The 26666-nt window shown below is 31.9% G+C and carries 29 protein-coding genes; 18 read left to right on the top strand and 11 right to left on the bottom strand.

The features are described from left to right. The first annotated feature begins 7 nt into the window (after positions 1 to 7). Positions 8 to 3718, top strand: coding sequence for a metallophosphoesterase (locus Q0921_RS13770; protein WP_299257759.1), 3711 nt, complete (start codon positions 8 to 10; stop codon positions 3716 to 3718). Positions 3719 to 3726: 8 nt separating this feature from the next. Further along, positions 3727 to 4620, top strand: coding sequence for a hypothetical protein (locus tag Q0921_RS13765; protein ID WP_299257757.1), 894 nt, complete (start codon positions 3727 to 3729; stop codon positions 4618 to 4620). A 183-nt stretch (positions 4621 to 4803) separates the two neighbouring features. Here the strand turns inward: Q0921_RS13765 and Q0921_RS13760 are convergent, their stop codons facing one another. Then, positions 4804 to 5439: an SDR family oxidoreductase gene (locus Q0921_RS13760; protein WP_299257755.1), complete on the bottom strand. Its 636-nt coding sequence runs from the start codon at positions 5437 to 5439 to the stop codon at positions 4804 to 4806. Between the two features lie 187 nt (positions 5440 to 5626). Here Q0921_RS13760 and Q0921_RS13755 point away from each other — a divergent pair, with 187 nt between their 5' ends. Together Q0921_RS13755 and Q0921_RS13750 are read left to right on the top strand one after the other, a co-directional pair. Beyond that, complete coding sequence (locus Q0921_RS13755; protein ID WP_299257753.1) at positions 5627 to 6367, top strand: SDR family oxidoreductase; 741 nt, start codon at positions 5627 to 5629, stop codon at positions 6365 to 6367. A gap of 49 nt (positions 6368 to 6416) precedes the next feature. Next, positions 6417 to 7811 (top strand): NAD-dependent succinate-semialdehyde dehydrogenase, encoded by a 1395-nt coding sequence (locus Q0921_RS13750; protein ID WP_299257751.1) that lies wholly within the window; start codon positions 6417 to 6419, stop codon positions 7809 to 7811. An 86-nt stretch (positions 7812 to 7897) separates the two neighbouring features. On the opposite strand, the gene cls is transcribed toward Q0921_RS13750, so the two are convergent. Beyond that, the gene (gene cls, locus Q0921_RS13745) at positions 7898 to 9319 is read right to left on the bottom strand and encodes a cardiolipin synthase (RefSeq protein ID WP_299257749.1); all 1422 of its coding nucleotides are present in this window, start codon (positions 9317 to 9319) and stop codon (positions 7898 to 7900) included. Positions 9320 to 9445: 126 nt separating this feature from the next. On the opposite strand from cls, the gene Q0921_RS13740 reads away from it, so the two are divergent. Continuing rightward, positions 9446 to 9847 carry a hypothetical protein gene (locus Q0921_RS13740; RefSeq protein ID WP_299257747.1) on the top strand — a complete coding sequence of 134 codons (402 nt, stop codon included), beginning with the start codon at positions 9446 to 9448 and terminating at the stop codon, positions 9845 to 9847. Between the two features lie 33 nt (positions 9848 to 9880). On the opposite strand, the gene Q0921_RS13735 is transcribed toward Q0921_RS13740, so the two are convergent. The 3 genes from Q0921_RS13735 to Q0921_RS13725 form a co-directional block, all read right to left on the bottom strand. Beyond that, positions 9881 to 10216 carry a hypothetical protein gene (locus tag Q0921_RS13735; protein WP_299257745.1) on the bottom strand — a complete coding sequence of 112 codons (336 nt, stop codon included), beginning with the start codon at positions 10214 to 10216 and terminating at the stop codon, positions 9881 to 9883. 235 nt (positions 10217 to 10451) lie between these two features. Beyond that, entirely contained in the window at positions 10452 to 10634 is a 183-nt protein-coding gene (locus tag Q0921_RS13730; protein WP_299257743.1) for a hypothetical protein, read from the bottom strand. Positions 10635 to 10656: 22 nt separating this feature from the next. Beyond that, entirely contained in the window at positions 10657 to 10821 is a 165-nt protein-coding gene (locus Q0921_RS13725; RefSeq protein WP_101447995.1) for a DUF1328 domain-containing protein, read from the bottom strand. Positions 10822 to 11028: 207 nt separating this feature from the next. On the opposite strand from Q0921_RS13725, the gene Q0921_RS13720 reads away from it, so the two are divergent. From Q0921_RS13720 to Q0921_RS13710, 3 genes are all read left to right on the top strand, one after another. Then, positions 11029 to 12072, top strand: a complete 1044-nt coding sequence (locus Q0921_RS13720) for an AraC family transcriptional regulator (RefSeq protein ID WP_299257738.1) — start codon at positions 11029 to 11031, stop codon at positions 12070 to 12072. Positions 12073 to 12249: 177 nt separating this feature from the next. Then, complete coding sequence (locus Q0921_RS13715; protein ID WP_299257736.1) at positions 12250 to 13272, top strand: AraC family transcriptional regulator; 1023 nt, start codon at positions 12250 to 12252, stop codon at positions 13270 to 13272. Positions 13273 to 13406: 134 nt separating this feature from the next. After that, positions 13407 to 13721 carry a YdhR family protein gene (locus tag Q0921_RS13710; protein WP_299257734.1) on the top strand — a complete coding sequence of 105 codons (315 nt, stop codon included), beginning with the start codon at positions 13407 to 13409 and terminating at the stop codon, positions 13719 to 13721. Positions 13722 to 13728: 7 nt separating this feature from the next. Here Q0921_RS13710 and Q0921_RS13705 read toward each other — a convergent pair whose 3' ends face one another. Continuing rightward, positions 13729 to 14436: an SOS response-associated peptidase gene (locus Q0921_RS13705; RefSeq protein WP_299257732.1), complete on the bottom strand. Its 708-nt coding sequence runs from the start codon at positions 14434 to 14436 to the stop codon at positions 13729 to 13731. A gap of 243 nt (positions 14437 to 14679) precedes the next feature. Between Q0921_RS13705 and Q0921_RS13700 the strand changes: the two genes are divergently transcribed. Then, on the top strand, positions 14680 to 15690 hold the full coding sequence (locus tag Q0921_RS13700; RefSeq protein WP_299257731.1) for a helix-turn-helix transcriptional regulator: 1011 nt from the start codon (positions 14680 to 14682) through the stop codon (positions 15688 to 15690). Positions 15691 to 15818: 128 nt separating this feature from the next. Here Q0921_RS13700 and Q0921_RS13695 read toward each other — a convergent pair whose 3' ends face one another. Further along, positions 15819 to 16268, bottom strand: a complete 450-nt coding sequence (locus Q0921_RS13695; RefSeq protein WP_299257729.1) for a PA2169 family four-helix-bundle protein — start codon at positions 16266 to 16268, stop codon at positions 15819 to 15821. A 384-nt stretch (positions 16269 to 16652) separates the two neighbouring features. Here Q0921_RS13695 and Q0921_RS13690 point away from each other — a divergent pair, with 384 nt between their 5' ends. The 3 genes from Q0921_RS13690 to Q0921_RS13680 all read left to right on the top strand — a co-directional run bounded on the left by Q0921_RS13690 (position 16653) and on the right by Q0921_RS13680 (position 17317). Beyond that, the gene (locus Q0921_RS13690) at positions 16653 to 16871 is read left to right on the top strand and encodes a DUF2945 domain-containing protein (protein WP_299257728.1); all 219 of its coding nucleotides are present in this window, start codon (positions 16653 to 16655) and stop codon (positions 16869 to 16871) included. A gap of 19 nt (positions 16872 to 16890) precedes the next feature. Continuing rightward, positions 16891 to 17100, top strand: a complete 210-nt coding sequence (locus tag Q0921_RS13685) for an HVA1 family protein (RefSeq protein WP_299257727.1) — start codon at positions 16891 to 16893, stop codon at positions 17098 to 17100. A 64-nt stretch (positions 17101 to 17164) separates the two neighbouring features. After that, positions 17165 to 17317 carry a YqaE/Pmp3 family membrane protein gene (locus Q0921_RS13680; protein ID WP_299257726.1) on the top strand — a complete coding sequence of 51 codons (153 nt, stop codon included), beginning with the start codon at positions 17165 to 17167 and terminating at the stop codon, positions 17315 to 17317. Positions 17318 to 17462: 145 nt separating this feature from the next. Here Q0921_RS13680 and Q0921_RS13675 read toward each other — a convergent pair whose 3' ends face one another. The 4 genes from Q0921_RS13675 to Q0921_RS13660 all read right to left on the bottom strand — a co-directional run bounded on the left by Q0921_RS13675 (position 17463) and on the right by Q0921_RS13660 (position 21191). Continuing rightward, on the bottom strand, positions 17463 to 18494 hold the full coding sequence (locus Q0921_RS13675) for an AI-2E family transporter (protein ID WP_299257725.1): 1032 nt from the start codon (positions 18492 to 18494) through the stop codon (positions 17463 to 17465). 31 nt (positions 18495 to 18525) lie between these two features. Next, a complete protein-coding gene (locus tag Q0921_RS13670; RefSeq protein WP_299257724.1) occupies positions 18526 to 19410 on the bottom strand; it encodes a mechanosensitive ion channel family protein in 885 nt (294 codons plus the stop codon). 12 nt (positions 19411 to 19422) lie between these two features. Further along, positions 19423 to 20523 (bottom strand): DNA topoisomerase IB, encoded by a 1101-nt coding sequence (locus tag Q0921_RS13665; RefSeq protein WP_299257722.1) that lies wholly within the window; start codon positions 20521 to 20523, stop codon positions 19423 to 19425. Between the two features lie 92 nt (positions 20524 to 20615). Then, on the bottom strand, positions 20616 to 21191 hold the full coding sequence (locus tag Q0921_RS13660; protein WP_299257720.1) for a hypothetical protein: 576 nt from the start codon (positions 21189 to 21191) through the stop codon (positions 20616 to 20618). Between the two features lie 316 nt (positions 21192 to 21507). Between Q0921_RS13660 and Q0921_RS13655 the strand changes: the two genes are divergently transcribed. The 6 genes from Q0921_RS13655 (at position 21508) to Q0921_RS13630 (ending at position 26664) form a co-directional block, all read left to right on the top strand. Further along, the gene (locus Q0921_RS13655) at positions 21508 to 22227 is read left to right on the top strand and encodes a flavodoxin family protein (RefSeq protein WP_299257718.1); all 720 of its coding nucleotides are present in this window, start codon (positions 21508 to 21510) and stop codon (positions 22225 to 22227) included. A gap of 31 nt (positions 22228 to 22258) precedes the next feature. Further along, entirely contained in the window at positions 22259 to 23542 is a 1284-nt protein-coding gene (locus tag Q0921_RS13650; RefSeq protein WP_299257716.1) for a DUF2254 domain-containing protein, read from the top strand. A gap of 16 nt (positions 23543 to 23558) precedes the next feature. Next, positions 23559 to 24161 (top strand): DUF2652 domain-containing protein, encoded by a 603-nt coding sequence (locus Q0921_RS13645; RefSeq protein ID WP_299257714.1) that lies wholly within the window; start codon positions 23559 to 23561, stop codon positions 24159 to 24161. A gap of 250 nt (positions 24162 to 24411) precedes the next feature. Further along, complete coding sequence (locus Q0921_RS13640) at positions 24412 to 24918, top strand: DNA starvation/stationary phase protection protein (protein ID WP_299257712.1); 507 nt, start codon at positions 24412 to 24414, stop codon at positions 24916 to 24918. Positions 24919 to 24953: 35 nt separating this feature from the next. Then, positions 24954 to 25409: a hypothetical protein gene (locus Q0921_RS13635; RefSeq protein WP_299257710.1), complete on the top strand. Its 456-nt coding sequence runs from the start codon at positions 24954 to 24956 to the stop codon at positions 25407 to 25409. 190 nt (positions 25410 to 25599) lie between these two features. Next, positions 25600 to 26664 carry a response regulator transcription factor gene (locus Q0921_RS13630; RefSeq protein WP_299257708.1) on the top strand — a complete coding sequence of 355 codons (1065 nt, stop codon included), beginning with the start codon at positions 25600 to 25602 and terminating at the stop codon, positions 26662 to 26664. Positions 26665 to 26666: the final 2 nt, after the last annotated feature.

The following is a 26666-nucleotide window of genomic DNA, read 5'->3' as shown; positions in this document are numbered from 1 at the left end:
AATTATTATGAATTATAAATATATAACACTTACTATACTTGCTTTTTTAGCGTCTAGCTGTGCACTTTATGAACCAAAATATAGAGAAGCTTTTGATGATACGGTTATACTTCAAGAAAAAGAAATCGAAAAAACTTTTTATTTGATTGGAGACGCAGGATATGCAAAACCAGATCAAAGTACAACTGCTCTATTGGCTTTAGAAAAATATTTAGAGAATCATAAACAAAAAGGAAACTATACCATCTTTCTTGGAGATAATATTTACCCTGATGGGATGCCAAAAAAGGATAAAAAAGATAGAGAAATAGCAGAACATCGTTTAAATACTCAAATAGATGCTGTCAAAAATTTCGATGGGCAAGTGTATTTTATTCCGGGTAATCACGATTGGTACAATGAAGGTTTAAAGGGATTAGAACGCGAGGAAAAATACTTTGAGAAGAAGTTAAAAGACAAAAAAGTATTTAGGCCATCAAAAGGTTGTGCACTAGAAAGTATAGAAATCACAGATAATATTCAATTAATTATTCTAGACTCGCAGTGGTATCTTGAAGATTGGGATAAACATCCAACGATTAATGATAACTGTCCAGAAATTAAAACCAGAGAAGCGATGTTTCTCGAGGTAGAAAGTGAATTCAAAAAAAATCAAGACAAAACAATTCTTTTTGCTTTACACCATCCTTTATATACTAATGGCGTTCACGGAGGTAAATACGCACCTGTTAAACACTTGTATCCATCACAAAAAAAAGTGCCAGTACCTATTTTGGGGTCATTGGCTATGCAAATCCGTACAGCAGGAGCAATATCAACTCAGGATAATCAAAACAAGCAATATAAATCTTTAGTGCAACGACTAGAAACATTGGCCAAAGGATCAGAACGTATCATTTTTGCTTCGGGTCACGAACATTCTTTGCAGTACATAGAACATAACGGAATCAAACAGATAGTCTCTGGAGCTGGGGCTAAAAATTCATATGCTACCTTAAGTAATGACGGGCTTTTTGCCTATGGAGGACAAGGTTTTGTAAAGTTAGATGTTTATAAAGATGGAGCTGTGTGGGCTTCGTTTTTTAGTAGTAAAAATAATAAGCCAGAATTGCTTTTCAAGAAAGAAATTTATGAAAAAACCCCAATGTATGATCTTTCTACTATTGCTGAAATAAACCAACCAACTATTGCTGCTTCGATTTATGAAAAAGAAGGTACTGATCGAACTGAGTTTTATGAAAGCATTTGGGGGGATCATTATAGGGATTTATATGGTACTAAAATCCAAACTAAAGTTGCTATTTTGGATACGTTATATGGAGGGTTAGAAGTCGTGCGTAAAGGGGGAGGGCATCAAACCAGATCATTGCGACTAAAAACAAAAAGCGGTAAAGAATATAACATGCGTGCTTTAAAAAAGAGTGGTATAAAATTTTTACAGTCTACTGTTTTTCAGAATAACTATATCGAAGAATCTTTAGAGAATACTATTTCCGAAGATATTCTGCTGGATTTTTATACAGCTGGACATCCATATATTTTCACAATAATTCCCGAATTATCTGAAGCTATTGGAGTTTTTCATACAAACCCCAAGCTATATTATGTTCCCAAACAAAATGCTTTAGGAAAATACAATGCTGATTATGGAGATGAATTGTATATGATTGAGGAACGACCAGAAGAGAATCATAAAGATTTAGCTTCTTTCGGAAAACCTGATGATATAGAAAGTACTTCGGATGTATACGAAAGGCTACGAAGAGACGAAAAATATAGAATCGATGAATCATCTTATATAAGAGCTAGAATTTTTGATATGTTGATTGGTGATTGGGATCGTCATCAAGATCAGTGGCGATGGGCAGAATATGAAATGAAAAATGGAGATCATGTTTTTAAACCGATACCGCGAGATCGAGATCAGGCTTTTTCTAATTTTGATGGCGGATTTTTAGGAACTTTAAGAGGACTAATGGGATTTGCAAATCAGTTTCAGGTTTATGATGAGGAATTAAAAGATGTAAAGTGGATTAATTCTTCTGCTACTAGATTAGATCGTACCTTGATTAGAAACAGTGGAAGAGCTGAATGGCTAAAGCAAGCAAAATACATACGACAAAATCTTACGGATACAGCTATAGAAAGTGCTTTTCTGAATATTCCTGCTGAAGCAAAAGGAGAGGACTTAGATAATATTAAGAAGAACCTAAAAGGAAGAAGACAAAATATCGTTGACATCGCAGATCGATACTATGATTATCTTACTAGTCTAGCTATTGTAATGGGTACGGATAAAGATGATCTTATAGAGATTCATCGGATGAAGAAAGGTAAAACTAGAGTAACAGTCTCCAGAATTAAGGATGGTCTAAAAGGGAAAATTGTAAGTGATAAAACATTTGATAAGAAAGAAACAAAAGAAATTTGGATTTATGGGCTAGATGATGATGATGTTTTTGAATCAAGTGGAAAAGCAGATAATCCTATAAAAATCAATATTATTGGAGGGCAGAATAACGACATTTATCGATTTAAAAAAGGTCGTAAAATTGCTGTGTATGATCATAAGAGTAAGCCTAATACTATAGAGAAAAAAGGTGGAGCAAAAATTAGATTTACAGATAATTATCAAATTAATAATTTTGATAAGAATGAAGGTGTGCTAACTACTTCTTCTGTATTACCAGTCATTGGTTTTAATCCAGATGACGGTGTGCGTATAGGTCCAATGGCGGTGTATACAATTAATGGATTCCATAGAAATCCTTTTTCCAGTAGTCATAGTTTTTCTGGAGGATATTATTTTGCTACACAAGGTTTTGACCTTGGATATCGTGGCGAATTTGCAGGAATTTTAGGAGATTACAATTTGTTAATCGGTCTTAAATATACTAGTCCTAGTTTTGCAATAAACTTCTTTGGCTTTGGAAACGAGACAGAAAATAATCAAGACGAGTTAGATTTTGATTTTAATCGAGTGAAATTAAGTACTTATGGAGTATCTCTAGGAGCTGTAAAAAACGGACGTTTAGGTAGTTACTTTGAGTATAAAGGTTCTATAGAAGGTATCGAGGTAGATGATACTCCAGATCGTTTTATCACTCAGGAAGCAGGTTTACAAAATCCAGAAGCTTTTGAGCGAAAATGGTTCGCTGGATTAGACGGAACCTATAGATATGAAAGTTATGATGTGGTTGTAAATCCTACCAGAGGTATGAAATTTGAAGTTAATGTAGGTGGAAGAATGAACGTAAAAGATGTTGATAGAACTTTTGGGTACATCAAACCATATCTTGGATTTTATAACGCGCTAACTCGGAATCGTAAGTTGGTTCTCAAAACTGCTGCTCAAGGGCAGTTTAATATCGGAGAAAATTATGAATTTTATCAAGCCGCACAATTGGGTGATGAGAACTTGTTAAGAGGTTACCGAACGGAACGTTTTACCGGACAATCTTCTCTAGCTGGTAGTGCAGATATTCGATATAGTTTTAATCAATTTAAAACTCGAGTGCTACCATTGCAAATTGGAATATTTGTTGGAGGCGATACAGGTCGAGTTTGGATTGCTGATAATGATACTTCTGATAAATGGCATAGTGATTATGGATGTGGTTTTTGGATAAATAGTGCTAATGCTATGAGTGGAACTTTTAATCTATTTACTGGAGAAGACGGAGCTAGATTTTCATTTTCTTTTGCATTTAAATTTTAAAATATCTTATGATTAAACATATACTACTTTTTATATTATTAGTTATTACAGTATCTGTTCAATCTCAAGTTTCGGATCTTGCGCGAGTAGAGTATACTTTTTTTCCACAAAAAGATAGCGACAACTCTTTTCGGAGGCTCAGAGTATTTGCTAAATATCCAATAAAATTGAATAATAAAGGAAGCTATTTGGTACCAGGTATCGAATACCGAAACGTGAATTTTATATATCGAGATGAAACTGCTTTTGATACAAATGATTTAGAACGTTTCAGTTCATTTGAAGGTAGCTTGACATATACTTTTTTGTTAAAAAATAACTGGCGCTTTGCAGCACAGGTGGGAGCTATAGTAGCCTCTGATTTTGAGGGAGAGGGGATAGGTGCGGAAGATATTTTATTTACAGGTTCAGTTTTTTTCGTAAAGGATAAAACAAAAGAGGCTGTCTCAAAACCTTGGCGCCTTATTTTGGGGATGCGTTATTCAACAACCGCGGGGAGACCTTTTCCATTACCTTTTATAAATTACTATAGAGAGTTTCGTCCTAATTGGTCATTTGTGTTAGGAGTCCCTAAATCTAATATCAAGTATCGCTTTAAAAAGAAAAATGCTTTGCAGAGCTTTGTTACATTAGACGGTTTTTTTGCTAATATTCAAAATAATCGAAATTTTACAGATATCGTAACCTCAGAGGAGAAAATAGCGAATAATATTTCCATGACAATTGTACTTACCGGACTAGGATATGAAAGATATCTATCAGATCATCTGGTTTTATACTCTTATGCTGGTTTTACGGTTATAAACGATATACGTTTACGTAATGATAATCAGGAAAATGTGTTAACCATTAATGATCGAAATAGCTTCTATATTCGAGGTGGATTAAAGTTGAAAATATAATTTTTTAGTATGCTAAGGAAGGACGAATTTCTAAATATATGTATCGAGAAGTAAATTTTTATAAGTAAACCCCGTAATTCTCATTACGGGGTTTTATTTTTATAAGCCAAATTTATTAAAATGAAGTACTATAAAAGGCTTTATGAATTTGGAAATTTTCAAAATATCGGTGTTTGTACAAGCTTAACTTGCAGATACTTTGTGCATCGCTGTTGCGATTAAATTATCACCCTTTAAAATTTCGAAAACAGAATAGTTAGCGCTATCATTATGTAATGATCTTACTAGCGTCTGCGCCACATCATCTCGACTAATCTCTCCAGAATTTTTTAGTTTTGAATCTAAAATTATTTTACCAGTTCCAGGTTCATCTGTAAGACTTCCAGGTCTTACAATAGCAAAGTTTAAATCACTACGCTTTAAGTATTCATCGGCATTGTGTTTAGCTCTTAAATATTCTTTTAATTCGTCTGCGTCTTCTGGAGAGTCTGCTCCCATTGAACTAAGCATGACAAATTTTTTGATTTTAGTTTTATTTGATAAGTCTATAAGTTTTTTTGCTCCTTCTTGATCTACTGCTACAACTTTTTTTCCTCCAGAACCAGCTGCAAAAATAATCTTATCTATTCCTTCAGTTACACCAGAAATATCTTCTTCCAGATCTCCAACCACTGTAGCAATATTTCTAATTTCAAATTGTTTTTTTTGCTCTTCTTTTCTAATCATTGCAACAGGTTTAAAGTATTGCGATGCTTCTAAAAGATTAACTATTTTTTTTCCTACAGCACCGTTGGCACCTGCTACTAGTATATTTTCCATAAAGTATTTGTTTAAGCGCAAAGCTCTTTTTTTTACGTCGAATAACTTAATGCAAATCATATAATATTTAGCTCATATAGAATGACTTGTTATTGATATGAGTCAACAATTTTAGGGATTATGATAACAACTATTTTATGATTAAATGATCTTTGTAAAAAGAGAATTATTATCAAAAAAAATAATTATGAAGTTAGATAAAAGTGTTTTAATTATTACAGGTGCTTCAAGTGGTATCGGTGAAGCAACTGCTCTGAAACTTGCAGAAAAAGGTGTAAGAGTTGTATTGACTGCAAGAAGAAAAGACAAACTAGAAGAGTTAAAAGATAAGATCGAGAAAAAAGGTGGTAATGCACTTGTGATCACAGGCGATGTTACAAAAAAAGAAGATTTTGACAGCATTGTTTCTAAAACCTTAAATGAATATAATACGATTAACGGAATTATTAATAATGCCGGGCTTATGCCATTATCTTATGTGAAGAATTTGAAAACCGAAGAATGGGAAAAAATGGTAGACGTTAATATCAAAGGCGTGCTTAATGGAGTTGCTGCTGTACTTCCAACGCTAATAGAAAATAAAGGCGGACATATTATAAACATATCTTCAACAGCAGCTTATAAATATTTTCCGGGTGGAGCTGTGTATTGCGCAACGAAAGCAGCAGTAAAGATGTTCTCAGAAGGACTCCGGCAAGAGCTTTCTCCTAAATATGGTATCAATGTGACGTCAATTGAGCCAGGAGCAGTTTCCACAGAACTTATGGAAACTATTACAGATGAGGAAATTTTGGAAAAATTATCAGACATGCAAAAGATGACTACTCTAGAGGCAGAAGATATTGCAGAAGCGATTTATTATGCTATTTCACAGCCAAAACGTGTAAATATTAACGACGTATATATTATGCCTAGCGAACAACAATAAGTAAGAGTCTCTTTTTTTTTAAGACGAAACTATTAACACAAAAATTACTATGAAAACTATAACAAAGGAAAATACAATTACAACTATTAATCCAGCAACTGGTGAAGAGATACAACACTATGAATATATAACAGATGAGGTACTCACTACTAAAATTGAAAATTGTCATAATGCTTTTTTAAACTGGAGACATGTATCCTTAGAAGAAAGAGCTAAGGCTATTCGAAACTTAGGGAAAAGCTTAAAAAAATATAAGACTGAAATTGCTGAAACCATGACCAAGGAAATGGGCAAACTGTTATCACAAAGTGAACATGAGGTAGACTTGTGCGTCGCTATTTGCGAATATACAGCAGAAAATGGACCTAAGGAACTCCAAGATGATGAGCGCGAGCTTTCGAATGGTGGCAAAGGTATTGTTGCATATAGACCATTAGGTGTTATTTATGGTATCCAACCTTGGAACTATCCTTCTTATCAAGTGGTTAGGTATGCCGTTGCAAGTATTATGGCGGGGAACGGTGTGCTACTAAAACATGCTTCAAATGTAACAGGTTCTGCTGAAATACTAGAAAAAACATTTCAGGATTCAGGTCTACCAAAAAACCTTTTTACAGTATTAATTATAAGTCATCAACAATCTGATAGTGTTATAAAGAATGATTTAGTGAAGGGTATCACATTAACCGGAAGCCCTAAAGCTGGAAAAGATATAGGCGAAAAGGCAGGTGCACAATTAAAAAAGTCAGTACTGGAATTAGGGAGTAATGATGCTTACATTGTATTAGATGATGCTGATGTTGATGTAGCTGTTAAAATGTGTGTTAAAGGTCGTATTTACAATAATGGAGAAACCTGCATTGCTGCAAAACGCTTTATAGCCGTGGCTTCCGTTTATGAATCCTTTAAAAAACGTTTTGTAGCAGCTATGGAAGCTGTAAAAATAGGTGATCCTTTTTCTAATGAAAATGATATGGGCCCAATAGCAAGAGAGGACCTACGTGATGAGTTGCACGATCAAGTAAAGAAAAGTGTAGCGAATGGTGCAGAAATATTATGTGGTGGAGAGATTCCCGAAGGAAAAGGGTTTTATTATCCGGCAACTATTTTAGGGTCAGTACAACCAGGCCAACCTGCTTATGAAGATGAGTTATTTGGACCTGTAGCATCATTAATAAAAGCCAAAGATACAGAGGATGCTTTTCGCATAGCAAACGATAGTAGGTTTGGATTGGGCGGTGGAATATTTTCTAAAGATATAGATAAGGCTATAAAATTAGCAGAAGACCATTTTGACACAGGAATGGTATTTATAAATTCTTTTGGATTAGCAGAGCCAACTATGCCCTTTGGAGGTGTTAAAAATTCTGGTTTTGGAAGAGAACACGGTGGTTTTGGAATAAAAGAGTTCGTAAATATTAAATCCATTATCATTAGGAATTAATTTCATAGGAAATCTTAAATTTATAAATATGAATTTTCTTGTTAGAAATAAGGAGCAATATTGAAGATCTAAGACAAGTAACTCATCTATAATAGAGGGCTGAAAAATCGCGCAATACCTTCTGATAATTTTCGTTTCATCCCTCTTTTTTTATAGGTTTCATAGTCCAATAATATACTTTCTCCGCAATCGGCTAAAAAATCTTGAGATATACTTTCTGCAATTGCGGGGTCATAGATCAAAGCATTGGTTTCAAAATTATGTTCAAAACTTCGGTGATCAAAATTACCTGAACCAATAGAGGCTATCTCACCATCCATGACGATTACTTTACTATGCAGGAAATCATCCTTTTGTTGGTAAATTTCAATTCCCAAAAAGAGTAATTCCTCGAAAAATGACAACATACTATGTTTTGCTAACCAAGAATCAGATTTCTTAGGAACTAGTAGTTTTATTGTCACATCACTTAGAGACGCTATTCTAAGTGCCTCAAGCATCGCATTGTTTGGAATGAAATAAGGGTTAGAAATATAAATATATTCTTCGGCGAGATTAATCATGCTAATATATTGTTGCATAATCGAGGGATGATCTGCATCAGGTCCACCTGCTACAATCTGAACCGCTACATCTCCTTGTTTTTCAATTTCGGGAAGGTATTTATTTGTTAATAATAATTCCTCATTACTTGCAAAATAGTAATCTTTAATGAATACTCTATGTAAGCTATCCACTGCAGGACCATTTAGATATAAGTGTGTGTCATCCCAAATACCAAGTTCTGATTTAGGATTAATATATTTATCGGAGATGTTGACACCCCCGGTAAAACCGATTTTGCCATCTATAATTATAATTTTTCGGTGATTGCGATAATTTAAAGTAAATAAAAAACTCCCAAAATTTAACGGCATAATAGGGTATACACTTGCTCCTATATCCTTAAATTTTTTGATTGCTTTTTTGCGTAGCGAATAACTGCCTATTGCATCATATAATATACGTACCTCGACATTGTTTTCCAGTTTATCTTTAAGTAGAGAATAAAGTTTGTCCACTAACTCTCCTTCTTCAAAAATGTAGTATTGTAAGTGTATGAATTTTTCGGCTTTTTGCAATTCTTTAAAAATAGTATCAAAAGTCTGTTTCCCATTTTGAAGTACTTCAATTTGATTTGAGGGTTGGGTAGCAAAATTTGAACTGTTTCGTAACAATTTAGATAATTTGGAACTCTTTTTATTCTCAAATTCAATTTTTTGTTCTTTAACTAATCGGTCTCTAAAATTTTCATCATATAAACGCCTTCTAACTGTCTGTTTAAGTTTAAAGAACTTAAATCTTCTTCGGTTGATACCAAAAACAATATACAATACAATGCCCAAAAATGGGAATATTAAGACAATTAGAAGCCAGCTTAGAGATTTAGTAGGTCTTGAGCCATAAAGAATAATATGTAGAATAGCTAGAATAGTGAGCGTGCTGTATAAGCCAATTGCGATGATCATATTAACAATGTTTTAAATGAGTATGACAATTGCTATGATTTTTAAATGAGTTACTATTTATAGCTATTGGACTACTAAAATTTGGTAGTGGTTTTTATTTTTATTAAAAGTAAAAATTTAAACATTATGGGAATCATTTCTACCGATAAAAATAAAATTACATTAATTTATAACTCCGGAACTTCATTAGGTAAACAAACTTATAGTTACGTATATACATCAGATAAAGATATCTTAGCTATCGACACTTCTAAAACTAATATTACTGGAACACAATGGCTGGAAATTGCTGAAGGTCTTGATTTGGAGATTTCGGACTTAATCCAGAAAGAATTTCCTAATTATAAAAAGTTGTACGATCCAAAAGTTATACTTGAACCAGAAGACTGGATAAAAATCATTAAAAATCATCCTGAAGTAGTCTTGTTTCCTATAATAATTTTGGGAGAGAAATTTTATCAAATTAAAAATCCTTCGGATTTTATTAGATTAAGTAACGCCAATTTGCATAATGTTTCTAGAAATTAATGTTACAAAAAAGTAATTAGTTTTTATCTGGGATTAAAGTAAAAAGTCCTCTTTTGAAATGTTTTCCTGTGGTATATTATCAAAGAAATTTGATACTAAATCCAGCTCTTGCTTTGGGTTGTTTTTTTGTATAAAAGTTCCTTTTGATCCATTGATCGTTTTGAGCACGTATAAAATAGAAGTGTCCGCAGGATTTTTGATTCCTTCAAAAAGGTATCTTGCAATAATATATACTTCGTTAGGTTTAAATTCTTTTGAATCTGAAACATCTACAAGTTTATGCTGATGTAGGATGTAATCTGAAGTGTATCCTTTTTTTTTATAAATCTCTTTATATTTATTTTCATTGGCATCAAAATTCGATTCCATTAATTTATGTTTTATTATGCTATGATGTTTAAAATGATAAGAAAGTAGAAGCACATTAAGAAGAATAGTAGAAAAAAGAAAAATATAGCATAGGTTGCTATTTTTTTATATCCGAATTTATAAAGAAATACCCTTTTTAATCTTAACATAATTATTAATTCATAGAGGAATTAGTATCAACAGGCAATTAATAAAAAATTACCTGTTGATAAAAAAGTGCTTTTGCTTCATATGATTAATTATCATCAGTGGCATCGTCTACAGCATCTTTCACTTCCTCGGCCCCATCTTCTATAGCATCTCCTGTCTCTTCTACAGCATCTTCAATTTTTTCTCCAGTACTTTTCTTTTCTCTACAGCTAATTGTGGTTGCAGCAATTAAGCAAAATATTGTGAATGATAATAATATTTTTTTCATGATATTTAATTTTATGATTAGTTTATGCTTTAAATCTTTTACCAAATATGAGAGATAAAATAAATAGCACTATGAATATGAAGAATAAAATTTTAGCAATACTGGCAGCACCTGCGGCAATACCACCGAATCCAAAGACTCCAGCTACAATTGCTAAAATGACAAAAATGATAGTGTAACGTAACATAAAAATAATTTTTGGTTATTAAAGGCTCTATACTAGAGAGCAATTTGATTATCAAATATTTATACTTCAAAATTCTTAAAATATTTGGAACCTCGTTAACTGTATCGCTAAGATTGTTAACTCCATTACCGGGTATGATTCATTTTTGGTTTGAATTGATTAAATTAGAAGTATATTTATACCTATACCTGTTGACAATCAAAATAAATGAAGAAAAAAATAGAAGTACAGGATCATCATGTAAAAAATGTGGTTATTGCCTTAGCCGATAGCCTTGGAATAGATTATGAGAATTCTCATCAGGAATATTGCGTGCGATTACCAGAGGAGTTTGGCTCAGGGTATATAAAGTCTTACCAATTTGATTTTGGAATTGGTATTATAGAAACTGATTATTTATTAAAAAAGGAGTTCATCTATAAACTGTCGAAAGGACTTATTCACCCTTTGAAAATTATGTTCAATAGAGAGTCTGGTTTTTATCACAAGTTTGAAAATAGCGAAGAATTTCACGAAATACGTAGGCTTGAGAATGCCATGATTTCCAGCACTTCTAAAAATAATCATGTTTTTAAAACACCTGAGAATACCCCTATTTGTATTTTTAGTATTGAGATTAACAGAAAACTGTTTGAAGAAAAAATAGAATCTTTTTTACCGAACATGAATGAGGATCTTATTGAATTGTTCAGAGATGTAAATGGTATCAATCAATTTTATTACAAAAACTATTACAGTCTTGAGATTTCCAAATTCATTTCTGAGTTTACTGAGTGCGAACTCACTGGCTTTATGCGCCAAGTATTTCTAGAAGGAAAGGCATACGAAATATTGACCCATCAATTACAACAATATCTTGATGATCTTAATGAACCAGACAAAAGATTGATCTTAAGACAAGCTACGATCGAAAGTATAGAAGATGCCGTATCCATAATTAAAGAGGAAATGGATAGTATTGGTAATATTGTGGATCTAGCAAAGCGTGTCGGGCTGAATCAAAATACATTACAAAATGGATTTAAACAACTTTATAAAACATCAGTGAACGAATATATTAAGGATCATAGGATAGAAACAGCCAAAGATTTGTTAGAATCATCTAATCTTAATATCACTGAAATCACTTATAAGGTGGGTATAAATTCAAGGAGCTACTTTTCAAAAGTTTTCAAAAAAAAATACGGAGTAACTCCAAAGCAATACTTAGATCAAGCAAGAAACAAAAAAGATAATTCCGTATCAGCATAAAGCGTCGAGGTCAATAAAATACTTAAGAGAACTCTTTTTATCTAGAAAAATTCACTATCACATTGGGCTAAAACTGATCAATAGTGTTAGTATATGTTTCAAAATTGTTAATCTGTTTATTCTAAATCTAATTTCTTTGCACAAGGCACAAAATATAGCATAGAATTTAGAAAGAGAATGCAAAAAATTGAGATACATAGCATTGATGGTGCAGAAATTTTAGAACAATTAAATGTTCATTTGAAAGGAAAGTTAACCGATCAATGGGGAGAACATGTTTTGGAATTTGATAATGAATTCGGAAAAGGAATTGTGCGAAGTATTACATTTGATTGGGGTGTTTCTTTGGTGGATTATGACGTTAGTTTTACTCAAGACACTAAAATTGTATTCACTATTGAAAAAACCAATCCGATAGAATTTATTTTTATATCAGAAGGTAAGCTTAATTATACCAATAACGCAGAAGAAAGACCATATACCTTTGAGCGGTATCAAAACATAATTATTTCTACAAAGAAGTTTTCTAAAGAAACGTATGTTTTTCCTAAAACAGCAGCTGTTAAAGTCAATTTTATTTATGTAATACCTGGAGAATATGCAAAGAAAAAAAATAACAACTTATCATATTTGAGTAAAACTTTATTCTCCGAATTTGAAGGAAAAAATGAAAACTCTCCTTATAAACATTACGGGAATTATAACCTGAAGATAGCAGACCAGATTAAACAATTGCAGGAAAGCCATGAAAGCGGTATTGTTCGTACACTTTCGATTGAAGGTCAGCTCAATTTGATAATGGCAATGCAAATGTTGGAACATGATAATTATGAAAAAGGTTTGACATTGCCGGATTCTTTATCCAAGGAGGATATTAAAAAGATTCATAATTTATCAGGGTTTATTATTGATAATATTTCGGAACCATTGTCAGTACAATCTTTGGCAACAAGGGCTAGTATGAGTTCCAAGAAATTACAACTTGGATTCAGAGTTTTATATTCTAAATCCGTTAATGAATATATAAGACAGTTAAAATTAGAAATCTCTAGAGATTATATAAAAAATACCGACGATTCTATTTCTGAAATAGTATATAAAATAGGCCTTAAAAGTAGAAGTTACTTCTCGAAAATATTTTCTGATCATTATGGAATATTACCGGCTGAATACAGGAAAAAAATCAAAGCAAAGGGATAACATTAATAATTTATCTTTTTGGATTAAGACCAATACTACCACCTGTCTTAAATTTGCCACAGAATTTAAACTTGATGGTATTTCATAACCTTTTGGTTTATGATTAAATATGCTCTAACCTACTAATCATTTACATGCAGAACGAAAAAACAATTGTTAATCTGAGATTTAAATCAAATTTGCCTATTGATGAAGTTTGTAAAATATCGACAAATCGGAAACAAATACTAAAAAAAACCGAAGGACTGATTTCTTTATTTTGTTATACAAATGAAGAAACTAACATCATTGGTGGTACTTATATTTTTGAAAATATACAACTTGCACATCAATATTTAGGACAGTTCTTAACTCAGGGTATTGCTCCAAAATATGGAATAATTCCAGTAACATTAAAGATAGATGTTGCTTCTCTAAAAGAGGAAATACAAGGAGATAATATAGAGTAAAAAAAATCTATTTTCGTGCTAAAGGAATGCCTTTGTAATAAACAGGTTCAAGCATGGATTCGTAAGAGATGTCGTTCTTGAAAAATTCTTTGGCGATTGGGTGTGCTTTAAATTCTAGTGTATTAGGGAGATTTAGAATATAATCAATTTCATCCATATCAGTTTTAGGATTTAACCAAATATCACTTAAATTATCAGAAACAAATATTGGCATTGAAGTACTTAGATTTTGTATTTTATCTATGATGCCTGTTGTTTTTGTCATTACCATGGAACAAGTAATGAAACCATCATCTAGTGTATTGTAAACTCCTGCTATATAGAAAGGCTTTTTAGAATCAAGGTACACGTAGTATGGATATAACGTGCCGTTGTATAAATGATATATAAAAAAACCAGTAACAATGATAAGACAACGTCTTTTATGATAAGGCTCCTGAAATATTCCATTAGAATTTAAATTTTCTTTAGGAACACTTAAGGTGTCCAAAGCTTTTTGAAAATCAGACCACTCACCTTCATAGTTTTTAGGTAATATTCCCCAGATAGCGTATGATATATGATCTGGGTTATCCATGGTAATTATGGATAATGTAGCCTCTTGAGAACCATCGATTACTGAACTTGGAGTGTATAGCCTTGGAAACTTATACTTAACACCTAATTCCTTCTCGATAAATTCTCGATCTGCAATATTTGAAATCTTCTTATACATTATTATAAATTACTTGTGCAAGTAAAAAAAAAAACGAATCCTAAGGTAGCGCGTATCAATTAAATAATAACGCAATCAATAAGTTGAGCGTTAAAATTTAGTAATTATTTATTGAATTACACAATAGCGATAAGTAAATACCCAAAAACGTTAAACATTAGCATATTAACGAACTACTTTTGTAGTATAGATATGTTGTGTAACTATCTTATAATCAATTATTAAATTATTAAGAAGGGTGTAATGAAAAAAACAGAAAATGATTTGGTGAGCGTTCCTTCTGAGTTAAATGTTCTTAAAGAACACCTTCAGGGAAATATTACTGTAGATTATGATATCCATACATTAACTTTAGATTCGGTGATTGGAAAAGGTCAAGTACGTTATACAAATTTACAAAGCGGTTTACAATCGTTCGATTTTGATTTAAAGCTAATAAAGGATATTGAAATCCCGATAGCTTCTATGACATCAGAATCAATTCAATTTTTGTATTGTTTAGAAGGTCATTGTTCTCATCAATTTGAAACTTTCGAAGAAGCTACGTTAGTTGAACAATTTCAAACCGCAGTTGTCCATAGTAATAGGGGTTTAGCAAGTAAGATTATAATAAAAAAAGGGGATCACTTGATGCTTAACATAATCTGTGTGAATAAGAAAGAATATTTCGATAAGTTTGGCAAAGAGAACAATCCATTTAGTAAAAAACTTCAAGGGTTGCTTTATGAGATAGGAACCAAATCGAAACACTTTCATTTGGGAGGTTATAGTTTGAAAATAGCAGAGCAATTAAAATTGTTGTTTGGAATAGAGTATAGCAATGAAGTTTCTGAATTATTATCTCAAAAAGGACGCTATTATTTGATCTTAGCAAAACATATTGAACAGTTCCATTCGGAAATTGAGAATAACTCAAATACAAGTGGTTTGCTCAAGAATGAATTAAAGGCTATTTCTCAAGTAAGTGACTTTATTAAAAAATATCCAGAGATACAGCATAGTATAAAATCGTTATGCTTGGAGTCTGGACTTTCTCCTGCAAAACTACAAGAAGGTTTTAAATTTATGTTTCAAAGAACTGTCTCTGATTTCGTAAGAAACGTGCGATTAGAAAAGGCAGAAAAACTAATAAAGACTACAGAGTTAACTATTTCTGAAGTGGTGTATTCTGTTGGATTAACTAGTAGAAGTTATTTCTGTAAAATCTTTAAGAAAAAATACTCTTATAGCCCAAAAGAATATAAATCAAAGTAATCAGCAATATTTCAGATTTACTTTACGTTTTTCTCAGGTAACGTAAGTCTTTTATCTAATAAATGCATATAAGAAAGAGATCATTAAAATATTAATGATCTCTTTCTTATATGTGAAAAATAATTTATCTAGTGTAAGTCTTCTAATCTTTTAATAGAAGATAGTCCTTGTAGAATTTTATTTTTTTGTTGTGTTAATACAGTTTGTGTAGTTGGAGGTAATGTAGATTCAGAAAGAACATCGTTATATTCCTCTAATGCAGATTTCTCTCCTCTAATAGCCTCTTCTAACATGGACTCTTCATTATCAGATGATAAAAATGATTTTATATCCATCCATGCTCGATGTGCTGATCCTGTAATGCTTCCTCCTTTATCGATCTCTTGACCAACAGATTTAATTTCTGTTTTAAGCTCGTGACCAAAATCATAACGCTCTTGAGATTTTTGAGTGAAATAATTTTTTAGTCCAGAGTGTTCGGTATTTTCAGCAGCTTTTTTAAACCCTTTTTCTGCATCATACGTCTTTTCTAATAAATCATTAAGTTTGTTTCCAACTTTTTCAGAATAAGTTGCCATAAATTTTAGTTTTAAATGAACGATAATTATTTATAGATGCTTATCGATTAACATCTTTATGCGTTTTACTTATAGTATCTGTTATCGTATTGTACTACTTCCTATTTCTGTTTTTTCGCATACCTGTTGTAACAACAATAATTACACCCGAAGCAAATCCGCTTGCAAATATTAATAGAAATTGAAGCACCATTTTTTATTTAGATTTTACACGAAGATAAAGTCGTTTAATAGTTCCTTTTTGCTCAGATAAGCGAAAAGTTAACTCATTTAGAATTTAACTTTTTTTTAGTTAAGTGTAGGTTTATCAATGGGTTTGAGTTAATAATATTTTTGATAGGATTAATCTGTATGATTTGTAAAATTGATCTTGCAATAAAAATTATGATACAAAGGGGTAGCAAGGTTTCGTGGAAATGGGGGCAAGGTAAAGCAGAGGGAAAGGTAGAAGAAACCTTTATTCAGAAGGTAACCAAAACAATAAAAGGAACTGAAGTAACTAGAATTGGTGAGAAAGGAAATAAAGCACTATTTATAAAACAAGATGATGGGGATTATGTGCTTAAAAGTGAAAACGAGGTTGAGCATGAACAGGTGGATTGAAATAATTAAAAATTATAGGATGATAAAAAAAGGAGAAAAAGTAAGGTGGACACAAGATCAAACTACTTTATTCGGGATTGTCGAAGAGACATATGTGTACAAGATTACAAGAAAAATAAAGGAGAATTCACTGGTCCGCTTTAGTAATGCGAATAAGGCTTTATATATTAAGAGTCAAGATGGTTCTCACGTGTTAAAAAACGATACAGAGGTTATTTTGTGTAGGTAATTCTATTAACGGACCAAAGCAATTTTAATAAACAAAGAATTAATAACTAATAAAACATAAAACGATGTCTTTACTAACAATAATTTTAAATATTTTATTACCACCATTGGCGGTCTTTCTGAAACACGGATTAGGTACTACTTTTTTAATTAGCCTAGTACTAACCCTTATTGGTTGGTTGCCTGGTGTTATTCATGCTTTTATTGTCAATGATTAATTTTTATAATAAGAGGAAACTAACGATAATTCAGGCGCTTAAAATATGAGGGTTGAGAGCGGGAATATAGTAAGATGATTGCACCTTAAAGGTATAAATATAAGATCATACCTTCATGTTTTCAGAAATCTCTTTATTGTAACATTTACAATCTTTCCTGACCTGAATTATCCGGTTTACCATACTCAGACTTATAGATCTGGACAACAATAAGAAATAAACTAATAAGTAAGGGGCCAAATATCAAACCTATAAAACCAAATAAAGGAACACCGACAATCACTCCAATAAGAGTTATTATTGGGTGCACATTATCTAATTTTTGTAAAACATATAACCTGACTAAATTATCGGAGAATCCAACAACTATTAATCCGTAAATTAAAATTCCCCAAGCCTGAAAAACGTTTCCGGTTGAGTGGGTAATTATAAATACTGGTAGAATACCAATGATTGTACCTACAAAAGGAATCATTGATCCAACGATTACTATAACGAACCAAAACAAAGGATCTTCTATGCCGAATATTAGAAATCCAATAAGGGCTACGACTCCTTGTATGATGGCAACTAATGGAATGCCAACAGCATTAGATCTAACCATTTTTTGACTTTCATCCCCAATAATTTTTAAATTATCTATATTAATTGGGATGTACTCAAAAAGAGATTCTCTTAATTTCCTTCTATTTGTAAACATATAGTACAGTAAAAAGTACATTATTCCTATAGAAATAAATACATTAAAAGTCCCTCCGGCAAATTTTTGTAGATTCTCTGTAACCCACGAAGAAATTGCATCAGGATCCATTTGAGTACTAATATCATAACCTAGTTGATTTTCCCAAGTATCGAGACGTCCTTTCAATGCTATAACGATCCTTTTAGAGTTTTCAGTTACATCACCAATTTTGTTACCTAACATGAATAAGATTCCAATCACAGGCATTAATATACCTGCAAAGGAAGCTATCATCAAAGTAATAGCAGCAAGATCTGGATGCCAACCTTTGCGAACCAAAAGGACCATCCACTTTCGTAGAATCACATAAATCGTGATCGCTCCCAGAATACCTGACAGATACGGAAGGATTTCTTTGAAGATAAGCCCGCCAATTAGGAATATAAGAAGTAATACAAAAACCTGCCGTATAACGTTTGGGCTAATATTTTTCATTTATAGTTTTGATTTATTCTTTAAAGATATTCTATTTTTCTTCTTTTTTCATTAATTCAAAACCTTTAGGTAAATCCAATGTTCGTATTGGGAACGGAATATTGACGTTATTTTCATCGTATGCTTTTTTCATTAACATCATGGTTTCACTTTTAGCTTTAGCTACTTCCAAAGCAGAGGTTGAATTAATCCAAAAACGGAGTTCGTAGTTAATTGAACTATCACCAAATTCTCTCCATAAGAATAAAACGTCGTTTTTTTTCTGTACTGCCTCAAAATTAGAGACGATAGTTTCCTTAGTAAGTTTTTCAACAAATCGTAGATCCGATTCATATCCAACACCGCATTCAAGAATAACACGCGATTGTGCAGTAGTTGAATAATTTTTGATTGGATTGTCTACTACCAACTTATTAGGGATATATACCAAATTATTATCTACTTGCTTTATAGTAATAGCGCGGAGATCTATATCGATGACTTCTCCCTCAAAGTTATTAGTTTCTATCCAGTCTCCAAATTTAATTTGTTTGATGTAAGAAAGGATTATACCAGAATAGGTGTTAGCTAATGCTCCTTGCAATGCCAAACCAACGGCAAGACCAGCTACTCCAGCACCCGCAAGAATAGTGTTGAGTGCTTTATCCAGATTAAGAATGCCTAGAATCAGAAATAAACCTATGATGACAACAGCAATAGATATAAATTTTGCAATTAGGCTTTTCATCGATGGTTGAAGGCTACTTTTATTAAGTATCTTTCGCGCTAGTTTACTAATATATTTTGAAGCAATAAGTGCCATTACGAAAACAAGAACTGCTATTAAAATATTGGGTAAGTTCACTACAATCGAATTTAACCAAGATTCAAGTTTTTCATACATTTTATTCCAAGCATTGATTAGTTTGTCATTCATATTTTTTGATTTTTATTCTTCAATATTTTTTAAAAATGTTGGCGTATAGTCTGTTAATAAATTTAAAATAGCGTGTTCCGTATTAGTGAAATAATCGGCTGATTGATTAGAAGTATTAATTTTGTTAAATACCTTTTTTATAGAGCCATCTTTATACGATGATTCTATAAATGGATGCACATAGTATTTACGGCATACATTTCTGGTATTTCCTAAACTGGCTGCAGCCATATCGTACGCTTTTAGGATGTTTTTTTGTATTTCTTTTTCTTTAGTACTAATTCCCAGATCCATTAAGGTTTCAAAAAAAATTGTAGTTGCGCCCCAGGTTCTGAAATCTTTTGCAGTAAACAGATCACCACCAATCTCATGAAGATATTTGTTAACCATGCTACTTTCAATACTGTGTTTTTCTCCTTGCTGATCATAATACTGGAATAGCTCCCAACCTGGTATTTCTTCACAACGATTAACCAGGCGAATTAGTTTCTTGTTTCGAAGTGTTATAGAATGTTTTTTTCCTTTTTTTCCCACAAACTCAAACTTAAGTTTATCCTTTTCTATGTTTACATGTCGAGTTCTCATTGTAGATAAACCATAGGTTTTATTACGTTTGGCATACTGCTCATTGCCGATACGTATATGAGTTTCTTCCATTAGCCGTATGATGAGTGCTAATACTTTTGTTTTTGACCAATTTTTTTGTTCTAAATCCTGATCTACCTGTTTTCTTATTTTGGAAAGTTGCCTTCCAAAAACAGCCATTTTATAAAATTTTGTCTGGTTGCGTATGGTGTTCCAGAGTGGATGATATCGGTATTGTTTTCGGTTTTTTAAATCTCTACCAATGGCTTGTAGGTGTCCATTGTCTATAGCAGCAATTCTGACATGGTTCCAAGCAGGAGGAATTACTATTTTTTTTATTCTTTCTAAATCTTTTTCAGTTGACAGTGTTTTACCATTTAGAAGGTATTGAAAACTTTTCTTGTGTTTTAATCTAGTTATTATTAAAGCATCGTCTTTTACGTATACTAGATTTAGTTGATCAATTACCAATTCGGGTTCTTTGATGATCTGAGTTATAAATTTTGCATCTGTAAAATTTGTGTTCATCATATTATGTTTTTAAAATAAAAATGACCTCTTCGAGTATATCTAAAGAGGCCATTTTATCAACTAACCATATCTATCTGGAATTAGATATACTATTTAGTGAAAATCACTTTAGATTTTTTTAGGTCTGATTTAAAAGCATTTATATCTTTTACATATTTATACTGATCGTTGAATACTCTGTCTGGTTTTTCTCCCATAATAATATGCTTTACATTAAGATCAGGAGCATTAAGAATTACACGGTCAGAAATTCTTAATTTTTTATCGCCTAGATCTTGATCTAATTCTTTTAGTCTAGAAATCACATATAACTTGTCGTTAGAAGCTATGATCTCTGTTATATCTATAGAATGTTCTTTACCAGTAACTTCTGCTTCTACAGTTAATGTCAATTCTTCTTTCTCTCCACTATTTGGCATATCTACATCTACATAAGGTACTTCTACCTCTACTTCTTCCATTACTACAACAACCTTAGGAACTTTAACCATTTTAGTTTTGGTTCCCACATTCACCTCAGCCCAATCAACATCGAATGTTGGAAGTTGTCCTGCTTCGGTATCAATATCTATGGCTACATCAGGTAATTTTGTTTCTTTTTTTTGTTGTACATCACAACTAGTTACTAAAAGAATGATCATAAATATTCCTGCAATTTTTTTCATAATTAAAAGATTTTTTGTTTTAAAAATTAAGGGCTACTTAATTTAACACATCACATTTGCCCTAATGATATTTTACATTTTTGATTTTTGTAGCCCTTATTTCTATTTACATTATTTAACACGACAAAGGTAGATTCCGAAGATTGATAAACTGTGCGCATATACAATTTTCCTTGACTGTTTTGATAGTTAGGCGGGATTGAGTAAGGAGTACTTTCCTTTAGGTATTGAGTTAATAAATATAGTGATTGCACACCAATAGCGAAGATTAATTTCTCAACTTGTAATTCATGATAATTTTTAAAACTAGAACGATATGAGTTCCATAAAACAACCGAATTTTTCTAATCTAAAAGCATTGTATATCAATTGTACTTTAAAAAGCTCCAGCCAAAAAAGTCACACAGAGGGGCTTATGAATGTGTCTATGAATATTATGAAATCTGAAAATGTATTGGTAGAATATCTTCGATTAGTAGATTATGATGTGGCTTACGGGTTAATGCCCGATATGAGGGAAGAAGGAAAAGAAAAAGATGATTGGCCGGAAATCTATGAAAAAATAAAGAATGCTGATATTCTAATTATAGGAACACCTATATGGTTAGGAGAAAAATCATCTGTAGCGACTAAATTAATAGAACGGTTGTACGGTATGAGTGGAAAAACGAATAAAAAGGGGCAGTATATTTATTACGGAAAAGTAGGTGGTTGTGTTATCACAGGTAATGAAGACGGTATAAAACATTGTGCCATGGGTATCTTATATGCTTTGCAGCATTTAGGTTATAGCATACCTCCACAGGCGGATTGTGGATGGATTGGCGAAGCAGGTCCCGGACCAAGTTATCTAGATGAAGAGTCTGGCGCAAAAAACAATACTTTCACCAATAGAAACACTACCTTTATGACTTATAATTTACTTCATTTGGCTACTATGTTAAGTAACAATGGTGGTTATAACTCATATGGTAATTCTAGAGAAGATTGGGATGATGGGACAAGATGGAATTTTGAAAATCCTGAATATCGTTAATCTATATCTTATGAAAAACAGATAGACCGTTATGAAATCAACATTGAAGTTTTTAAAAAGGATAAAAAGTGCTGTCTTTCATAGTATCGCATTTTACCCCATTCTAATCAGTGCAGCATTTTTTTTGTTAGCAATTACTTTATTGTTTGTAGAAAATCTAGAGGTAACTAATGCATTAAAAAAAGAAGTGCCTTATCTTTTGGTACAGGATAATGAAACTGCTAGAACAATTCTTTCTACACTGTTTGGTGGAATATTATCGTTAACTGTTTTTAGTTTTACGATGGTAATGGTAGTGCTTAATCAAGCTTCATCTAACTTCTCTCCAAGACTTCTACCCGGATTAATTTCTAACAAAAAGCATCAAATTATATTGGGGTTTTATATAGGAACAATCTTATTTTCGATAATTGTTTTAATGTCTTTGGGTGCTTATGGCGCATCTGCAAATGCTGTAGGGTTTTCTGTTATGGTATCAGCTGTATTGGGTGCATTTTGTATTGGTTTGTTTGTGTATTTTATTCATAGTATATCCCAGGCAATACAAATACATAATATTATAGATAAGATTTATGCCTCTAGTACTAAGTTGCTTGAAAAGGAAAAAGAAGAACAAAAAGAAAAGGGTTTCGAAAACCAAAATATCCCATATGAATATTGGAAAACGATACCTAGTCAAAAAACCGGTTATTATCGGTCATTTGATATTACACTATTAAATGATTCTTTGAAAAAGAAAGAAAATACAATAGAAATAATCCCATATGCTGATCAACATATATGGAAAGGAGATCCCGTTCTTGGTATCAAAGAGCCTCTTTCTGAAGATGAATTAGCATCCTTGCATATTTGTCTCTATATTCTATCTAATCGACATGAAGATGATAGTGGTGTTGGAGGAATGATAAAATTAACCGAGGTAGCCGTAAAAGCTTTATCACCAGGTATCAATGATCCAGGAACTGCAATTAATGCGATTTCTAAATTAGGTCAATTAGTGCAACAGGCGTTTAAAATTCAACCAAAAACTATATTGGGTGTAACTGATTGTGAAATCACTATAATTCATAATAAAATAAGTGCTTCAGAATTGATGCGTATTGTGATCGAACCAATTCGCGTATATGCTAAAGCAGACAGTACGGTTTCTTATGAACTATTGAGTGCATTGATTTTTATTAGAAAAAGTAAGGACACACACACTGATTATACTGAAGCGGTACAGAATGAGATAATGGCATTAAGCAACGATTTAAAAAAACATATAAGTAATAATCAAGATCTAAAACGTATCTTAGAGTTATTAGAGACTTAACTTTTTTCTTCAATATATGAAAGCAACACCCACATTACTATGCATACCCGATATTAGTGGTTTTACTGAGTTTATGAGTTCTACAAATATAGAATTAAGTTCTAAAGTCATACCATCACTACTTAATAGAGTAATCTATGCGAATAAATTAGATCTTAAAGTTTCAGAAATTGAAGGAGATGCTATTTTGTTTTACAGAACTGGTCCATTGCCAACATTCACAGAACTGGTATATCAGTGTAGATTGTTTTATACAGAATTTTATGAACAGTTAAAAAAACTTCACAACCAATATAAAAATACAGAAGAAGGAAAGAATATTCCAGAGATGCTCGGTCTTAAAATTGTATTACATTATGGTCAGGAAATTAGTGCGGTTCCAATAGGTAAAAACATAAAACTTATGGGAGAAGATGTTATTATAGCGCATAGATTATTGAAAAATAAAATCCCAATAGACGAATATATTCTGCTTTCTGAAGATTTGTTATCGGAATTTAAAAATGAAACTATCGAACGAAATTTTGGTTGGGGAGAACTCCACGATCGAGAAGCTGAATATAAGCATATAGGAGAAATTAACTATAGTTATATTAATCTAGAGCCTTTGGTCGATTAAAACTTTTTACTACAATTTGATATAGCTTTGTATAAACCGGAAAAGATGCTTTTTCTCGATTAATACCAGATTTCTAAAACCCTATTCTTATGATATTCGGCTAGTGTTTCCTCTCCTCACGATAGAGTTAAGATAAATAGTATATGAGCAAAAGATGCCATTATACTTCAGGTATCTTTGTGTTGAACAATAAACAATCACACAATTCTATTGTTCGATTTCAATATATTATTAATCTTAAAAAATTGCTATGAATTATTTGAACATGGATGAGAAAAAGCTTTTACCTGTAGTATTAGAGTTAAATATACTTTTAGCTGACTACAATTTATACTATCAAAAATTAAGAGGTTTCCACTGGAATATTTTAGGAAAGAACTTCTTTGATCTTCACGTAAAATTTGAAGAATTATATAATGATGCCAAAATAAAAATAGATGAAGTCGCAGAGCGTATTTTAACGTTACAGCATCATCCAGTAAGCCAGTTCGCAGAATATATAAAACTAGCAGATATAGAAGAGGTTACACCTTTGATGAAAGATATAGAAATGGTAAAAGAATTACTCGGAGACCATAAAAAATTACTTACTCAAATGAGAGTAACATTAACTCATGCGGAAGAGGCAAGAGATGAAGGTACAATAGATATGGTAGGAGCTTATATTAGAGAGTTAGAAAAATCAAGCTGGATGCTAAACGCTTGGTCAAAAAATACTTCAGACCACTTAGATACTAGCTTGATTAGAAAAGCATAGAGGACAAAACAATTTAAAAAAAAATAAATATAAAAATGAAGATAATAAAAATTATTACAACGCTATTAATAGCATTTACTTTAACAGGAATAAGTGCGCAAACAGTAAAGACGAAAACCACTAAAACCTATAATTTCAAGAAAGACGGTAAAACCATTCCTTATAGAGTTACGGTTTATAAAACTGCTAAGTCTAAAACAGTTTTAAACAAAGCTGATAAAGACAAAGTAAATCAGGAAATAAAAGTTTCTGATAAAGAGATAACGAAATTGATTTATGTTGATAACGATATCTATGATGACTACGACAAATATATAGTACTTAGATATACAAAAGAAGCTGATGACAGTTTTGAGCTAATACCGACTGATAAAGGATTTAAGGTTGTGGTGGATAATAAAAATGTAGAATACATTATTGGTGAAGGCGTGTATTTTGTGAATAATATTGATAAAGATTACTTTTTTGTGGATGAATTTGATTCGATCTAAAAAGCCACTTAGAAAAAATATTTGTTTTGAAGACTCCCTTTTTGGGAGTCTTTTTGATTTTATAAGAAATATTATTTGTAATAGTATTTCTTTTTTTGGTGTATCTTAACAAAATAATATGTCATAAATTATTTATTTTTGTTCAACATTGAGTAACAAAAAAAACTTCATCCTAACTATTATTTTGACGATGTACGCAGAACCAACAACCGCCATAGAAATTAATATTACTGCTAAAGATACCGAAGGAACGGTTAGGCAAATACAGGAAGTTATAGGAGGTAAAATAAAAGAAAGATGGGGTGAGTATGAACTCACGGTTAATAATCTAAATGCTCATGGTTCCATTAGATTTATAACGTTTGATTGGGGTGTTAATTTATTAGAGTACGATATTATATTTCATAAAGATGTTGTGTTAATTATGGACGCTTCAGAATACAACCCAATTCATTTTGCTTATTGTCTCACAGGACATTGTGGGCATCGGTTTGGATACCAAAATGAAATACATACCTTAGAACAGTTCCAGTCAGTTATTATTACTAGCCGTGATGGAGGACATAACTATGGTTATTTTCCGAAAGAAGAAAAATTAGAGATTAATGTAATCCAAATTGCTAGAAAAAAATATTTAAAAAAACGGCTTAATAATGTATCACAGCTCAATGAAAGGCTGTATAAAGTTTTTATGGATGAAGACCATGAAAAAGCCTTTGCTTATTTTGGGACGTTTAATCTAAAATTAGCGGATCAGATTGGTGCTCTGCGTAAAATAAAGCAAAAGGGCATGATAAGGATATTGCAAATAGAAGGTATGATCTATCAAATTTTGTCTATGCACATTCAGCAACACGATCGAGCAATGAAAGAAGAAGTTTTACCGACCACGCTTTTAAAAAGAGAATTAAAGTTAATTAGAAGTTTAGCTAAGAAAATCATCAAAGATGTAGCCAAAGACTACTGTTTAGAACAATTGTCCGAAGAAGCAGGTTTACCTCAGGCAAAGCTTCAAGAAGGATTTAGATTGTTATATGCGAGAACAGTAACAGAATATATCCGACACGTGCGCTTAGAAGCTGCAAGAGATTTGATACGAACCACTGACATGAATATTTCTGAGATTGTATATTCTATAGGATTCAGTAGTAGAAGTTATTTTTCTAAAATTTTTAAAGAAAAGTATGATATTAGCCCTAATAATTTCAAAAACAGAACAGAATTGCCTGTGGAAGAAATCGTGGGAGTATCATAATA

Source organism: uncultured Aquimarina sp. (assembly GCF_947496855.1).
Lineage (GTDB): Bacteria > Bacteroidota > Bacteroidia > Flavobacteriales > Flavobacteriaceae > Aquimarina.
The sequence above is the reverse complement of the archived record's forward strand: the minus strand, read 5'-3'. Positions and strand labels throughout refer to the sequence as shown.

Bases quoted from the DNA above. Each gene is read 5' to 3' on its own strand.
- Q0921_RS13770 (WP_299257759.1), top strand. From the start codon at position 8: ATGAATTATAAATATATAACACTTACTATACTTGCTTTTTTAGCGTCT.
- Q0921_RS13765 (WP_299257757.1), top strand. From the start codon at position 3,727: ATGATTAAACATATACTACTTTTTATATTATTAGTTATTACAGTATCT.
- Q0921_RS13760 (WP_299257755.1), bottom strand. From the start codon at position 5,439: ATGGAAAATATACTAGTAGCAGGTGCCAACGGTGCTGTAGGAAAAAAA.
- Q0921_RS13755 (WP_299257753.1), top strand. From the start codon at position 5,627: ATGAAGTTAGATAAAAGTGTTTTAATTATTACAGGTGCTTCAAGTGGT.
- Q0921_RS13750 (WP_299257751.1), top strand. From the start codon at position 6,417: ATGAAAACTATAACAAAGGAAAATACAATTACAACTATTAATCCAGCA.
- cls (WP_299257749.1), bottom strand. From the start codon at position 9,319: ATGATCATCGCAATTGGCTTATACAGCACGCTCACTATTCTAGCTATT.
- Q0921_RS13740 (WP_299257747.1), top strand. From the start codon at position 9,446: ATGGGAATCATTTCTACCGATAAAAATAAAATTACATTAATTTATAAC.
- Q0921_RS13735 (WP_299257745.1), bottom strand. From the start codon at position 10,216: ATGGAATCGAATTTTGATGCCAATGAAAATAAATATAAAGAGATTTAT.
- Q0921_RS13730 (WP_299257743.1), bottom strand. From the start codon at position 10,634: ATGAAAAAAATATTATTATCATTCACAATATTTTGCTTAATTGCTGCA.
- Q0921_RS13725 (WP_101447995.1), bottom strand. From the start codon at position 10,821: ATGTTACGTTACACTATCATTTTTGTCATTTTAGCAATTGTAGCTGGA.
- Q0921_RS13720 (WP_299257738.1), top strand. From the start codon at position 11,029: ATGAAGAAAAAAATAGAAGTACAGGATCATCATGTAAAAAATGTGGTT.
- Q0921_RS13715 (WP_299257736.1), top strand. From the start codon at position 12,250: ATGCAAAAAATTGAGATACATAGCATTGATGGTGCAGAAATTTTAGAA.
- Q0921_RS13710 (WP_299257734.1), top strand. From the start codon at position 13,407: ATGCAGAACGAAAAAACAATTGTTAATCTGAGATTTAAATCAAATTTG.
- Q0921_RS13705 (WP_299257732.1), bottom strand. From the start codon at position 14,436: ATGTATAAGAAGATTTCAAATATTGCAGATCGAGAATTTATCGAGAAG.
- Q0921_RS13700 (WP_299257731.1), top strand. From the start codon at position 14,680: ATGAAAAAAACAGAAAATGATTTGGTGAGCGTTCCTTCTGAGTTAAAT.
- Q0921_RS13695 (WP_299257729.1), bottom strand. From the start codon at position 16,268: ATGGCAACTTATTCTGAAAAAGTTGGAAACAAACTTAATGATTTATTA.
- Q0921_RS13690 (WP_299257728.1), top strand. From the start codon at position 16,653: ATGATACAAAGGGGTAGCAAGGTTTCGTGGAAATGGGGGCAAGGTAAA.
- Q0921_RS13685 (WP_299257727.1), top strand. From the start codon at position 16,891: ATGATAAAAAAAGGAGAAAAAGTAAGGTGGACACAAGATCAAACTACT.
- Q0921_RS13680 (WP_299257726.1), top strand. From the start codon at position 17,165: ATGTCTTTACTAACAATAATTTTAAATATTTTATTACCACCATTGGCG.
- Q0921_RS13675 (WP_299257725.1), bottom strand. From the start codon at position 18,494: ATGAAAAATATTAGCCCAAACGTTATACGGCAGGTTTTTGTATTACTT.
- Q0921_RS13670 (WP_299257724.1), bottom strand. From the start codon at position 19,410: ATGAATGACAAACTAATCAATGCTTGGAATAAAATGTATGAAAAACTT.
- Q0921_RS13665 (WP_299257722.1), bottom strand. From the start codon at position 20,523: ATGAACACAAATTTTACAGATGCAAAATTTATAACTCAGATCATCAAA.
- Q0921_RS13660 (WP_299257720.1), bottom strand. From the start codon at position 21,191: ATGAAAAAAATTGCAGGAATATTTATGATCATTCTTTTAGTAACTAGT.
- Q0921_RS13655 (WP_299257718.1), top strand. From the start codon at position 21,508: ATGAGTTCCATAAAACAACCGAATTTTTCTAATCTAAAAGCATTGTAT.
- Q0921_RS13650 (WP_299257716.1), top strand. From the start codon at position 22,259: ATGAAATCAACATTGAAGTTTTTAAAAAGGATAAAAAGTGCTGTCTTT.
- Q0921_RS13645 (WP_299257714.1), top strand. From the start codon at position 23,559: ATGAAAGCAACACCCACATTACTATGCATACCCGATATTAGTGGTTTT.
- Q0921_RS13640 (WP_299257712.1), top strand. From the start codon at position 24,412: ATGAATTATTTGAACATGGATGAGAAAAAGCTTTTACCTGTAGTATTA.
- Q0921_RS13635 (WP_299257710.1), top strand. From the start codon at position 24,954: ATGAAGATAATAAAAATTATTACAACGCTATTAATAGCATTTACTTTA.
- Q0921_RS13630 (WP_299257708.1), top strand. From the start codon at position 25,600: ATGTACGCAGAACCAACAACCGCCATAGAAATTAATATTACTGCTAAA.